Here is a 12,894-nt window from a genome sequence, read left to right as displayed (position 1 = left end):
GTCTCCTCAGACCACGATGGTTTTGGGCTTGCGCCATGCCATCCAGGTATGGATGACCAGACGGGTGACATAGACGGCAGTGAACATCGAGGTGATGATGCCGATGCCCAGCGTCACGGCAAAGCCGCGCACCGGGCCGGAGCCCACGGCAAACATGATGAGCGCGGTCAGAATCGCGGTCACGTTGGAATCGGTGATGGCCGACAGCGCCTTTTCAAAGCCGATCTCGATGGCGCGGCCCGGCGGGCGACCCTGCCGCAATTCCTCGCGGATGCGCTCATAGATCAGCACGTTGGCATCCACCGCCATGCCCATGGTCAGCACGATACCCGCGATGCCGGGCAGGGTCAGGGTGGCGCCGATCACCGACAGGATGGCGAACAAGAGTGCGATGTTCACCGCCAGCGCGATATTGGCCATCACGCCGAACCAGCCGTAACAGGCCACCATGAAGCAGACGACCGCGATCATGCCGATCACCGCCGCGCGGGCGCCTGCATCAATGCTGTCCTGCCCCAGTTCCGGGCCGATGGTGCGTTCTTCAAGGAAGGTCATCTCGGCGGGCAAGGCCCCTGCCCGCAACAGCACGGCCAGACTGGTCGATTCCTCGACCGAGAAAGTGCCGGTGATGATGCCAGACCCGCCGGGGATGTGGCTTTGGATCACGGGGGCGGAAATCACCTCTTCATCCAGCACGATGGCAAAGGGTTTGCCGATGTTGTTGGCGGTGTAGTCGCCGAACTTGCGCGCGCCGGTGGGGTTGAAGCGGAAGTTCACCGCGGGGCGGTTGTTCTGGTCAAACGCGGGCTGGGCATCGACCAGCTCCTCGCCCGTCACGACTGGGGTTTCCTCGACCACATAATAGGTGCCGGGCTCGTCCATGGCGGGCAGCAGCAGGTTGCGCGGGCCGGGGGCAGCCCCTGCATCGGCTGTCACGCGCACCACGGGGTTGAAGGTCAGCTTGGCCGTGGTGCCGATCAGCGCCTTCAGTTCGGCCGCCGATCCGATGCCGGGCACCTGGATCAGGATGCGGTCGGTGCCCTGGCGCTGGATGGTCGGTTCGCGCGTGCCCACCTCATCCACCCGGCGGCGGATGATTTCAAGGCTTTGCTGGATGGTGCGGCTGTCGGTCGCCACACGCTCCGCCTCGGACAGTTGCACCACGATCTCGTCACCCTCGGCGGTCACGGTTATGTCGTTCTGGCCCACGCCGGTCAGGGTGATCACCGGCTGCGCCAGCGCCTGCACGGCGGCCAGCGCCTGCGGCATGCCCTCGGGGTTCGAGATCGCCACGCGCAGCACGCCGGGCACCGAAGGCTGGCGCCGCACGTTGCCCACCTGGTCGCGCACGTCGCGCAGCGCATCACGCACCAGCGGCCACATGCCGTCGATCCGGCTGGCATAGACATCTTCCACCTGCACCTCGGCCAGCAGATGCGCGCCGCCGCGCAGATCAAGGCCAAGGTTCACGATTTCCGACGGCAGCCAGTCGGGCCACAGCGCCCGCGCCGCCGCCTGATCGGGCGTGGCGGTGCCGCCTGCCGCATCAATGGCCGCCACAGCGTCATTGTGCTGTTCGACCTGCGCGTAAAAGAAATTCGGCGTCGCATAGAGCACGCCAAGGGCACAAATGCCCCAGATCAGAACGCGCTTCCACAGTGGAATTTGCAGCATGTGTATGTCCGGGGTCAGGCCGAAGGGGCCGCGCGCCAGCGGGGGCGCGCGGGGCATGGGTGGGGCGGATCAGACCGCCGGTTCGGTTTTCGACATCACCTGCACGATGGTCGAACGCATGATGCGAACCTTCACACCTTCGGCGATATCCACCTCGATGATGCCGTCATCGCCCACTTTCGACACTTTGCCGATGATGCCGCCCTGGGTCAGCACCTGGTCGCCCCGGCGCAGCGCCTCGACCATGGCCTTGTGTTCCTTCAGCTTCTTCTGCTGCGGGCGGATCAGCAGGAAATACATGATCCCGAAGATCAGGATCAGCGGCACAAAGCTGGTCAGCGCGCCGGCGGCGCCTCCGGCGGCCTGGGCATAGGCGGGGGTTGCGAACATGGATCGTCCTTTCGGCTGCCGGGGTTGGCCCGGAATTCTGGTGGCGCACCCTATCCCCGCAGTCAGGCGATGACAAGGCAGCGGGCGGCGCTTGAGTTCGCGTGGGATGTATGGCGGGATGCGCGGAATTACCAGAGGGCGGGGGCGGGATGGTGGCGACAACCGATGCAGGCGAATGGCTGATGCTGCCCCTGCCCCTGACGGTGCAACAGGGTTGGGTGCTGCTGATCGCGCTGGGTGTGGGCCTTGCGTCCTTACTGGTGTTTCTGGTTCTGGCTGAGAAGCGGGAGGAGCGCCGTTCGGTGGATGACTGGTCGCTGAACGCGCTGAACACCTTTGCCATCGTGCTGGCCCCGATCTGGATGATGCTGCTGGGCATGGTGCTGTATGGCATCTGGCGCATTTCGCTGGGGTTCGAGACGGCCCTGCGCGGTGATGACCTGCGTTGGCATGTGCTGGCCTTTGTTGGACTTGTCACTGCGCTGGGTGCGCTGGTGTCAGCCCCGCTGGCACTAATCCGCGTCTATACCACCGAACGCCAAACCCGAACGGCAGAACAGGGCCACATGACAGACCGCATTTCCAAGGCGGTGGAGCAGTTGGGGCAGGAAAAGACGGTGAAAGAGCCGGGCAAGGATGCCGACGGCAAGGACATCACTGTTGAGAGAACACAACCCAACATCGAGGTGCGGATCGGCGGGCTTTACGCGCTGGAACGCATCGCTCAGGATTCAATGACCTATGACAAGGGCCGCGACCACATCCGGGTGATGGAAATCATCTGCGCCTATGTGCGGGAGAATGCTCCGGCGAAGGATGCGAAGCAGAGCCCGCATGAGGTGTTGAGGCGGCTTACCGGGGATCAGGGTTTATCGCCAGAAGCAGCTTTTCGGCATGCCGATTACAAGTCGGCGAATATCTATTTCTGGGAACCGCACGAGTTAACCAGCTACAATATCTCGGTCTGGGTCAGTCACCTGCCCCTGCCCCGCACCGACGTTCAAACCGCGCTGACCATCCTTGGTCGGCGCGGCACACCGCAGATAGAATTAGAACGCGCCGCGCCAACATTCGGCAGCGAAGTTGGCTACAGGCTAGGATTGCGTGATGCAAACTTGCAGTCTGCTTCGTTGGCCTACGGGCGTTTTCAGAACGCCTTGTTGATCGAAGCGCGTATGCAGGGGGCGAACCTATGGGGAACTCAGATGCAGGGCGCGGACCTCTGGGGGGCAGAACTGCAAGGAGCTTATGTCCGCATTGCACAGTTTCAGGGGGCTGACCTCACGGGTGCTCAGATGCAAGGTGCGGAACTCTGGGGGACTCAGTTTTCTGCCTCAACTACTCTGACAGGAACTGTATTTGATGGTGCTGCCGCCAGAGCAATCGACATGTCTAATATCGGCATAGCCCCTGAGCAAATTCGGTCAATGTTTGGCGATGCGAGTGTGATCCTTCCAGGCGGTGTCACAGCTGGCCACTCCGAGTGGCCCACCCATTGGCCATCAGAGGTGCTGGACGACGCGCAGTTCGAAGTCCAGTGGCAAGCCTTTCAGCGCACCATCGGTTACTCCCCGGCCAAAACATAATCCTTTACAACCCGATCCGGTGCAGCCTTGGCGCCAGCTTCCTGAAAATCACCGGGGGCAGCAGGTCTTGCAGCATCTCACGCCGCGCGGTCTGCTTGTCGCGTTGGTCCGCTGTTCCCGGGCGGGGTTTGAACAATGTCGTGTGGTCTTTCCGCGTCGCGTCCCAGGTGGCGGTGTAGTAGTAGAGCGCTATCGACTGGCGGGGCGTGCCTGCCGGGTGGTTCACCGGCTCGGGGTTGCCGTGCCAGCTGTCCGACGTGGTGGAAAAGCAGACCATGCGGTTGAAGGTGGGCACGAAGGAGCCGACCTTGGCCGTCATGTCCTTGTTCCACAGTTCGAACGACCCGCCGTATTCGGCCTTCCAGTCGTGGTTGAGGTAGATCAACACGTTCAGCCGCCGTTCCAGGTTCAGCTTGGCGTGGTGGTTGAAATCGGCGTGGATATCCAGATGGCCGCCGGTCTCGATCCGGTGGATGCCGCCGCCCGCGAAATAGGGGTCGGGGATCAGGCCTTCGATGCCGGTCAGCTCCTCAAGGAAAAGGATGAAGGGTTTGGAGTTCAGCGCGTAGAACAGGTTTTTCGTGTAGGTGCCCAGCCGTTCGGGGGTGTAGCTGCTTTTCAGCCGCTCTTGCGCACGGTTGAAGCTGGTCTCAGACTCCGGCAGCTCGGCCAGTTCACCGATCACCCGTTCCAGAATTTCCGTCGGCAGGAAATTGTCAAACCCCGCATGCGGATAGGGCGCGGCGCTGCGGTAGGCGTCGGTGAAGGGCTTGGCGGCCTCGCGCGCCGCATCGGGGGGCAAGAGCAGCGTCTCGGGGTCGAAGGGCAGGAAGGGCGCGGTCATCGGCAAACTCCAGAGGCGGGGGCAGCAGGGGGTATGGCGGCGGTTTCGGGCGGAACTATGAAAGCAGCGTGGCAGGCTGGCAAACTTTTTCGCCCTGTGTTCGCTGTGCCGCAACAACGGGGGCATCAGGCCGCGCCGGAGTTACGCTTTGCGCGACAATAGCGCATAAGGCGCAGACGACCGACTCACGCTGCAAGAGGTTTGCCATGCACGACATCCGCGCCATCCGCGAAAACCCCGCCGCTTTCGACGCCGCTCTGGCACGCCGGGGCCTGTCGGGGCTGTCGTCGCAGATACTGGCGCTGGACGAGGCGCGGCGGGCGAAAATCCTGGCGGCGGAAACCGCGCAGGCCGAACAGAACCGCGCCAGCAAGGATGTGGGCGCGGCCCGCGCGCGCGGCGATGATGCAGAGTTCGAGCGCCTGCGCGCGCTGGTGGCCCAGACCAAGGCCGACATCGCCCGGCTGACCGAGGAGGCCGCGGCAGAAGATGCCGCGCTGCGCGATCTGCTGATGACCATCCCCAACCTGCCGCTGGCCGATGTGCCCGATGGCGCGGATGAGGCGGGCAATGTGGAATTGCGTCGCTGGGGCAGCCCGCGCGCCTTTGATTTCGCACCGAAGGAGCATTACGACATCGCCGGCGTGAAACCCGGCATGGATTTTGCAATGGCCGCCAAACTGTCGGGCGCGCGTTTTGTCGTGCTGCGCGGGGCGGTGATCCGGGTGCACCGCGCGCTGGCGCAGTTCATGCTGGACACGCACGTGAACGACCATGGCCTGACCGAGACCTGGACCCCGGTTCTGGTCAAGGAAGAGGCGATGTATGGCACCAACCAGTTGCCGAAATTCGCCGAGGACAGCTATCAGACCACCAACGGCTGGTGGCTTATCCCCACATCGGAAGTGACGCTGACCAATATGGCGGCGGGAGAGGTGCTGGAGGAGGCGGCGCTGCCGATCCGCATGACCGCGCATACCCAATGCTTCCGGTCCGAGGCCGGGTCGGCGGGGCGCGATACGGCGGGCATGCTGCGCCAGCACCAGTTCGAAAAGGTGGAGATGGTCAGCATCACCACGCCCGGCACCAGCCTTGCCGAGCATGACCGCATGACCGGCTGCGCCGAGGCGATCCTGCAAAAGCTGGGCCTGCCCTACCGGGTGATGGTGCTGTGCACGGGCGACATGGGGTTCGGCGCCACCAAAACGCATGATCTGGAGGTCTGGCTGCCGGGTCAGGATACCTACCGCGAGATATCCTCGGTGTCGGTCTGCGGCGATTTCCAGGCGCGGCGGATGAATGCCCGCTTCAAGGCCCCGGGCGGCAAGCCCGAATTCGTGCATACGCTGAACGGTTCGGGGCTGGCGGTGGGGCGTTGCCTGATCGCGGTGCTGGAGAACGGCCAGCAGGCGGATGGGTCGGTGGAACTGCCTGCCGCGCTGCATCCTTATCTGGGCGGGCGCACGCGGATTTCGGCGGATGGCGCGCTGGTCTGAGGGCGGAAGCGGGGGTTTTGCACCCCCGCACCCCCGCAGGATATTTTTCTCTGGAAAGAGTGGGACCGGGGGATCGCCCGGCGCGCTGGTGCCTCAGCTTCCCAGAATGACCTTCACGTAATTCCGGGTTTCATCATAGGGCGGGATGCCGTCGTGCTTTTCAACCGCCTTGGGGCCTGCGTTATAGGCGGCCAGCGCCAGCTGCCAGGTGCCGAATTTGTCATACATCATGCGCAGATAGCGCGCGCCGCCTTCGAGGTTTTCCGCCGGGTCGTCGATGTTCACGCGCAAGAGCTGCGCGGTGCCGGGCATCAGCTGCGCCAGCCCCGTGGCCCCCTTGTGCGATTTGGCCCCGGCGTTCCAGCCCGATTCCTGCTGCACAAGGCGCAGGAACAGATCCTCCGGCACGCCATGCTTGCGCGCCACCGTCTTGGCCACCGCCAGATATTCGCCCTTGTAGCGCCCGGAATAGCCCGGGATCGCGGCATCCTTCTGCACCTTGGGTGCTTTGGGCTGCAGCCGCACCGAAGCCGCGTATTGCTTTGCCGCGCGGGTATCCAGCAGTTTGGTCTGCGACTTGAACAGCGACTGGCGGCTTTTAGACGAGCCCGACAGGTTCAGCCCCTCGGCCGCCGCATGGCCTGCGACAAGCGCCGCCGAGATCACGATAACCGCACCGATATGAAAACGCATCCTGACCGCCTGCCCTGTCCCGGCAAGCAATATACGGAAGTCGCAGCTTTTGGCCAGCGTCTTGGTTGCGATGGGGCGGGGTATTGGCGGAACTCCCCTGCCCCGGCCCGGGTTGCGAGGGCGGCGCGGCGGGTCTATAGGTTTTGTTTACCAGTTCGGGCGAGACTGCCCGGACCAGAGCAGCGAATGTGGGGTTATCCATGGCGGGATCGGTCAACAAGGTCATCATCATCGGCAATCTGGGCCGCGACCCCGAGGTGCGCAGCTTTCCCAGCGGCGGCAAGGTGTGCAACCTGCGCGTTGCCACCTCGGAAAACTGGCGCGACAAGGCGTCGGGCGAGCGGAAGGAGCGGACCGAATGGCATTCGGTGGCGATTTTCGATGAAAATCTGGTGAAGGTGGCCGAGCAGTATCTGCGCAAGGGGTCCACCGTCTATCTGGAAGGCCAGCTTGAGACGCGCAAATGGCAGGACCAGTCGGGCGCTGACCGCTATACGACCGAAGTGGTGCTGCGCCCCTTCCGCAGCACGATGACCATGCTGGGCGGGCGCGGTGACGGCGCATCCTCGGGCGGCGGGGCCTCGGGCGGCTATGATGAACGCGGCGGCGGCGACTATGAGGGCGGCGGGCGGGGCGGCTATGACGGCGGCGGTCGCGGCGGCGCAGCCTCGGGCGGTGGCGGTGGCGCGGGCCGTGGCCGCAGCGACATGGATGATGAAATTCCGTTCTGATCCCTGCGATTTGACCGGTGCGTGAAGCGGCTGCGGCAGGTTCGCGTTGCGGCGGCCGCCGTTTGCGGGTGCGCCTGCCCGACCAGTGGCAATCGCCGGACCAAGCCGCGCGCCTGCCCCGGCTTGCACGGCCCCGGTCGGCCATTTATGCTGCCAACCGGGGCGCATGGCCTGATGCCTGACAGTATTTGCCCCACAGTATTTGCCCCACAGTATCTGCCCCCATGTGTGAAGGTGCCCCTTGCCCGTCATTCCCGCCCGACTGACCAGCCGCGACCCGCATGAGCATCACCGTGTTGCCACCACGCTGGAACTGTTCGTCGATCTGGCCTCGGTGATCGCCATTGCCAGCGCCGCCGCAGGCCTGCACCATGCCATTTCCGCCGACCATGCGTTTGAAGGTGTCGTGACCTTCGTGCTGGCGTTTTTCGGCATCTGGTGGGCCTGGATGAACTATACATGGTTCGCCTCGGCCTATGACGATGGCAGCCTGCATTTCCGGCTGGCGACATTCGTGTTCATCAGCGGGGCGCTGGTGATGGCCGGGGGAATCGAGGCGTTCTTTGCCGCGCATGACCTGACTCTGGCGGTTCTGGGCTATGTAATCATGCGGCTGGCGATGATCTGGCTGTGGCTGGCGGCTGCGGCGGGCGACCCGGGGCACCGCGCCACGGCGTCACGCTATGCGGGCGGCATCGCATTGGTGCAGCTTTACTGGGTGGCGCTGCTGTTCCTGCTGCCGCCCGGCTTTGGCCCGGCTTTTGTGGCGCTGTTCGTGCTGGGCGGTGTGCTGGAGCTTGCGGTGCCGTTCGTGTCGGAAAAGTCGGGCATGACGCCCTGGCACCGGCACCACATCATCGAACGCTATGGTCTGTTGAACATCATCGTGCTGGGCGAGGCGCTGCTGGCCATCGCATTGGCGGTGCGGGCGGCGGCGGATGCCGAGGCGTTTGACATCCGGCTGGTGCATCTGTGCCTTGCGGCGCTGTGCGTCACGTTTTCGATGTGGTGGCTTTATTTCACCGATGACGAGCATCTGACCGACCGCAGCCATGCCCATGCCTTTGCCTGGGGTTACGGCCATATCCTGATCTTTGGTGCCGGGGCGGCAGCGGGGGCGGGCTTTGCCGTGCTGGTCGATGTGCTGACCGATCACGCCAAGGTGGGCCTGTTTGCCGGCGATGTGGCGGTGGCGGTGCCCTTGGCGCTGTATCTGGCCGGGCTGTGGATCGTGCGCGACCGGCTGCTGCTGACCGGCGCGCGCCGTGCGCTGCTGCCGGTGGCGGGCGCGCTGTTGCTGGTGACGCCCTTTCTGCCCGTGGCGCTGGAGGCGATGGCCGCCATCATGCTGCTGACCGCCGCCCTGCGTGGCCGCCGCGCGGCCTGAGCACTGGACCTTTGGCCGCGCATTCCCTATATCTTTGGTCAGGAAACCGACGGATAGACCATGAACCAGCAGCCGGACCAGATCGAGGGCGCGCCCCTGATCAAGCCATCCACCACCGACCACCCGCTGTATGACCAGGTTGTCGAGGCCTGCCGCACGGTGTTCGACCCGGAAATCCCGGTGAACATCTATGATCTGGGGTTAGTCTATACCATTGATATCTCGCCTGAAAACGAGGTCGAAATCCTGATGACGCTGACCGCCCCCGGCTGCCCCGTGGCAGGCGAGATGCCCGGCTGGGTGGCCGATGCGGTAGAGCCGCTGGCCGGCGTGAAACATGTGAATGTCGGCATGACCTTTGATCCGCCCTGGGGGATGGAGATGATGTCGGACGAAGCGCGGCTGGAACTGGGGTTCATGTGACGGGCGTGCAAGCCTGAGGGCTTGCACTTGCCGGAAGCAAGCCTTGACGCTGGCATTCAGACCCGTCCTGAATTGCGGCCCCTTGCCGGAAAACAGGGCGACGCCATAGCATGTGATAGTCGGCCCCCCCGCCCCATCCCCCTGGGCGATCGCCACGGCTTTGGCGGTGGAACACCTGCTTTGGCTTTCGCGGCTTGAGATTGCGGGCGCGACGCCCTAGATTGAAGGGAACGCAAAGGATCGCACCATGTTCGGCATCCCCGGAAAACAGGCCGTCACCCTCACCCCCGCCGCCGCCACGCAGATCGCGCGGCTGATGACGAAGCAAGGCTCAAAGGGCCTGCGCATCGGCATCAAGAAAGGTGGCTGTGCGGGCATGGAATACACCATGGATTATGTGTCCGAGGTGAACCCGATGGACGAGACCGTGGAACAGGACGGCGCGCGGGTGATGATCGCGCCCATGGCGCAGATGTTCCTGTTCGGCACGGTGATCGACTATGAAACCTCGCTGCTGGAGGCGGGGTTCAAATTCCGCAACCCCAATGTGGCCGAGGCCTGCGGCTGCGGCGAATCGATCAAGTTCAAGGATGCGGGTGCGGCGGCCTGACCGCCGCCTATCGCTCGCCATTCCGCCCGTTCCCTTGCCCCGCAACATCGGCTAACCCTGTCACCGCAACCGATTGGGAGGACAGGACATGCGCAAGCTCGCCGCCGGGAACTGGAAGATGAACGGCTCCACAGCCGCATTGGCCGAGGTGTCGGCCCTGCTGGCCGCGCATCCGGCCCCGGGCTGTGACATGCTGCTGTGCCCGCCCGCCACGCTGATCGCGCCGATGGCCTCAGCGGCCCGGGGCAGCGCGCTGCTGATCGGCGGGCAGGATTGCCACGCCAAGGCGTCGGGCGCCCATACCGGTGACATCGCGGCGGCCATGCTGGTCGATGCCGGGGCCAGCCATGTGATCCTGGGCCATTCCGAACGCCGCGCCGACCATGGCGAGACGGATGCGCAGGTGCGCGCCAAGGCCGAAGCTGCGCTGGCGGCGGGGCTGATCGCGGTGGTCTGCGTGGGCGAGACCGAGGGCGAGCGTGACCGCGGCGTGACGCTGGAAGTGATCGGCGCACAGCTTGCGGGGTCGGTGCCCGATGCGGCGGCGGCGGCATCGGTGGTGGTGGCTTACGAGCCGGTCTGGGCCATCGGCACCGGGCGCACCCCCACCCTGCCCGAGATTGCCGAGGTGCACAGCTTCATCCGCGCCCGGCTGACGGAACGGTTCGGCGAGGATGCCGCCGGGTTCCGGCTGCTGTATGGCGGGTCGGTGAAGCCGTCGAATGCCGCCGAGATTTTTGCGCTGCCGCATGTCGATGGCGCGCTGGTGGGCGGGGCCAGCCTGAAGGCCGCCGATTTCGGCGCGATTGTCGCGGCGCTGGCCGCGGCCTGAGCCTGCACCACTGTCCTGAAACGCACATTCCTGTCGCCCCCGGTGCAGACCGCGCCGGGGGAATCGCGGTTATCTGGCCTGTCAGCCCCTGCCCCGGACCCGATCATGACCGCCGCCTTTGCCCGCCCCTCCACCCTTTCGGCCAACCTGATCTGCATGGCCTCGATGCTGATCTGGGCGGCGGGGCTGCCCGCTGCCGATCTGCTGATCGTGCATATCCCGCCGCTGCCGCTGACCGCGCTGCGCATGGCGCTGGCGGCGGGGGTGCTGCTGCCGCTGTGGCTGCTGGCCGATGGCCGGGCCGTGGTGGCAGGCGCGCAATGGGGGCGCGGCATTCTGGTGGGCGGCATCGGCTTTGGCGTAGGCTCCTACCTCCTCATCTTTGCGCAGTCGCGCACCGATGCGGTGACGGTCGCCGTTATCAGCGCCACCATGCCGGTGATCGGCATCGCACTGGAATGCCTGCTGGATGGCCGCCGCCTGCGCGCAGGGCTGGTGGCGGGCCTCGCGTTAAGCCTGGCGGGCGGGCTCCTGACCTATGGCGGCAAGCTGGGCGCGGTGGGCTTTGGCCTGGGGGCGCTGGCGGCCTTTGCCTCGGTCGTCTGCTTTACCTGGGGGTCGCGCGCCACGGTCATCAGCTTTCCGGCGCTGTCGCCTATCGGCCGCACGGCCATCACGTTGACCGGGGGGGCGCTGGCCACCGGCATTGCCGCCATCACCCAGATCAGCCTGGGTGGCCCCGCACCCGACTGGGCGGCGCTTGGCGCACGTGAGATTTCCGCGCTGCTGCTTTATGGCTTTGGCGCGCTGGCGCTCAGCCAGATCCTGTGGATCATCAGCGTGGGGCAGCTGGGCATCGGCCTTGCCGCGCTGCACATCAACGCAGCCCCGTTCTATGTCATGCTGTTCCTTTACGCGCTTGGCGGATCATGGGAATGGATGCAGGTGCTGGGGGCCGCCATCGTGGGCTTTGGCGTGATCATCGCGCAGGGCCTGATGCCCCGCCGCGCAAGGAACTGAACCTTTGCAACACCTGAACCAATCGCCCAAAGACCCTGCCTTTGTGCAGGATCCCTATGCCTTCTACGACAAGGCCCGCGCCTGTGGCCCGTTTTTTCACTGGCAGGATTACGGCATGGCGGCCACCACATCACATGCCGCCGTCAATGCCATCCTGCGCGACCGCCGCTTTGGCCGCGCGGTGCCACCCGATCAGGCCCGCCCGTCACCCGCGCACCTGGCACCGTTCGACGCGGTGGAACGCCATTCCCTGCTGGAGCTGGAGCCCCCCACTCATACCCGCCTGCGCGGTCTGGTGCTGCGCGCATTTACCCAGCGGCGTATTGCGGGGCTGGCCCCCGAGATTGCGCAGCTGACGCATGATCTGGTCGATGCCCTGCCCCCGGGGGAATTCGACCTGCTGAAAACCTTCGGCCAGCGCCTGCCGGTCATCATCATTGCCCGTCTGCTGGGCGTGCCCGAAACCATGGCCGATGACCTGCTGCGCTGGTCCAAAGCCATGGTGGCGATGTATGTGGCGGGCCGCAGTCTGGAGACCGAACACCGCGCCGCCGCCGCCGCCGCCGATTTCGCCGCCTTCCTGCGGGCCTATGTCGAGGACCGCCGCACCCGCCCCGCCGATGACCTGATTACCCATCTGATCGCCGCCGAATCCGAAGGCGAGCGTCTGACCACGGACGAGCTGATCAGCACCTGCATCCTGCTCTTGAACGCGGGGCATGAGGCCACGGTGCACTCGATCGGCAACGGGGTGAAGGCGCTGCTGGAAAGCGGATGCGCCGCCAGCGCCCTAGCGCCCGAGGCCGCCCCGGCCACGGTCGAGGAAATCCTGCGCTTTGATCCGCCGCTGCATCTGTTCACCCGCTATGCCTATGACGATATCGAGGTGATGGGCCAGACCATTCCCAAAGGCGCGCAGGTGGCGCTGCTGCTGGCCGCCGCGAACCGCGACCCGGCGGCCTATGACAGCCCGGCAACCTTCCTGCCCACACGCAGCCAGACGCCCAATGTCTCGCTGGGCGCGGGGCTGCATTTCTGCGTGGGCGCCCCCTTGGCGCGGCTGGAGCTGACCGTTGCCCTGCCGATCCTGTTCGCGCGGATGCCCGGCCTCAGGATCGCCGCGGCGCCGGTCTATGCCGACACCTATCATTTCCACGGGTTGCAACGGCTGATGGTGGCGCGGGGCTAACCCCCGTAGGGTGCGTGCT

The 12,894-nt window shown here is 65.3% G+C and carries 13 protein-coding genes; 9 read left to right on the top strand and 4 right to left on the bottom strand.

The features are described from left to right. Positions 1-6: 6 nt before the first annotated feature. Positions 7-1,674, bottom strand: a complete 1,668-nt coding sequence (secD, locus tag GEU84_RS00835; protein WP_152824068.1) for a protein translocase subunit SecD — start codon at positions 1,672-1,674, stop codon at positions 7-9. A gap of 69 nt (positions 1,675-1,743) precedes the next feature. Continuing rightward, positions 1,744-2,064 (bottom strand): preprotein translocase subunit YajC, encoded by a 321-nt coding sequence (gene yajC / locus GEU84_RS00830; RefSeq protein ID WP_152823614.1) that lies wholly within the window; start codon positions 2,062-2,064, stop codon positions 1,744-1,746. A 149-nt stretch (positions 2,065-2,213) separates the two neighbouring features. Here yajC and GEU84_RS00825 point away from each other — a divergent pair, with 149 nt between their 5' ends. Then, a complete protein-coding gene (locus GEU84_RS00825) occupies positions 2,214-3,650 on the top strand; it encodes a pentapeptide repeat-containing protein (protein ID WP_174539244.1) in 1,437 nt (478 codons plus the stop codon). Positions 3,651-3,654: 4 nt separating this feature from the next. Here the strand turns inward: GEU84_RS00825 and GEU84_RS00820 are convergent, their stop codons facing one another. Beyond that, positions 3,655-4,494: a 2OG-Fe(II) oxygenase gene (locus tag GEU84_RS00820; RefSeq protein WP_152823612.1), complete on the bottom strand. Its 840-nt coding sequence runs from the start codon at positions 4,492-4,494 to the stop codon at positions 3,655-3,657. Between the two features lie 206 nt (positions 4,495-4,700). On the opposite strand from GEU84_RS00820, the gene serS reads away from it, so the two are divergent. Beyond that, positions 4,701-5,990 carry a serine--tRNA ligase gene (gene serS / locus GEU84_RS00815; protein ID WP_152823611.1) on the top strand — a complete coding sequence of 430 codons (1,290 nt, stop codon included), beginning with the start codon at positions 4,701-4,703 and terminating at the stop codon, positions 5,988-5,990. A 93-nt stretch (positions 5,991-6,083) separates the two neighbouring features. Here the strand turns inward: serS and GEU84_RS00810 are convergent, their stop codons facing one another. Further along, positions 6,084-6,683, bottom strand: coding sequence for a lytic transglycosylase domain-containing protein (locus tag GEU84_RS00810; RefSeq protein ID WP_152823610.1), 600 nt, complete (start codon positions 6,681-6,683; stop codon positions 6,084-6,086). Between the two features lie 200 nt (positions 6,684-6,883). On the opposite strand from GEU84_RS00810, the gene ssb reads away from it, so the two are divergent. The 7 genes from ssb (at position 6,884) to GEU84_RS00775 (ending at position 12,875) form a co-directional block, all read left to right on the top strand. Continuing rightward, positions 6,884-7,414, top strand: a complete 531-nt coding sequence (ssb, locus tag GEU84_RS00805) for a single-stranded DNA-binding protein (RefSeq protein WP_152823609.1) — start codon at positions 6,884-6,886, stop codon at positions 7,412-7,414. Between the two features lie 241 nt (positions 7,415-7,655). Further along, a complete protein-coding gene (locus tag GEU84_RS00800; protein ID WP_152823608.1) occupies positions 7,656-8,801 on the top strand; it encodes a low temperature requirement protein A in 1,146 nt (381 codons plus the stop codon). Between the two features lie 60 nt (positions 8,802-8,861). Continuing rightward, complete coding sequence (locus GEU84_RS00795) at positions 8,862-9,224, top strand: SUF system Fe-S cluster assembly protein (RefSeq protein ID WP_152823607.1); 363 nt, start codon at positions 8,862-8,864, stop codon at positions 9,222-9,224. A 247-nt stretch (positions 9,225-9,471) separates the two neighbouring features. Then, positions 9,472-9,834, top strand: a complete 363-nt coding sequence (locus tag GEU84_RS00790; protein WP_152823606.1) for a HesB/IscA family protein — start codon at positions 9,472-9,474, stop codon at positions 9,832-9,834. An 88-nt stretch (positions 9,835-9,922) separates the two neighbouring features. Next, the gene (gene tpiA / locus GEU84_RS00785) at positions 9,923-10,666 is read left to right on the top strand and encodes a triose-phosphate isomerase (protein WP_152823605.1); all 744 of its coding nucleotides are present in this window, start codon (positions 9,923-9,925) and stop codon (positions 10,664-10,666) included. Between the two features lie 105 nt (positions 10,667-10,771). Further along, positions 10,772-11,686 (top strand): DMT family transporter, encoded by a 915-nt coding sequence (locus GEU84_RS00780; RefSeq protein ID WP_152823604.1) that lies wholly within the window; start codon positions 10,772-10,774, stop codon positions 11,684-11,686. 4 nt (positions 11,687-11,690) lie between these two features. Then, entirely contained in the window at positions 11,691-12,875 is a 1,185-nt protein-coding gene (locus tag GEU84_RS00775; protein ID WP_152823603.1) for a cytochrome P450, read from the top strand. Positions 12,876-12,894: the final 19 nt, after the last annotated feature.

Source organism: Fertoeibacter niger, assembly GCF_009380135.2.
GTDB lineage: Bacteria > Pseudomonadota > Alphaproteobacteria > Rhodobacterales > Rhodobacteraceae > Fertoeibacter > Fertoeibacter niger.
Note: the sequence above shows the minus strand (reverse complement) of the source record. Positions and strands in the feature narration are given on the sequence as shown.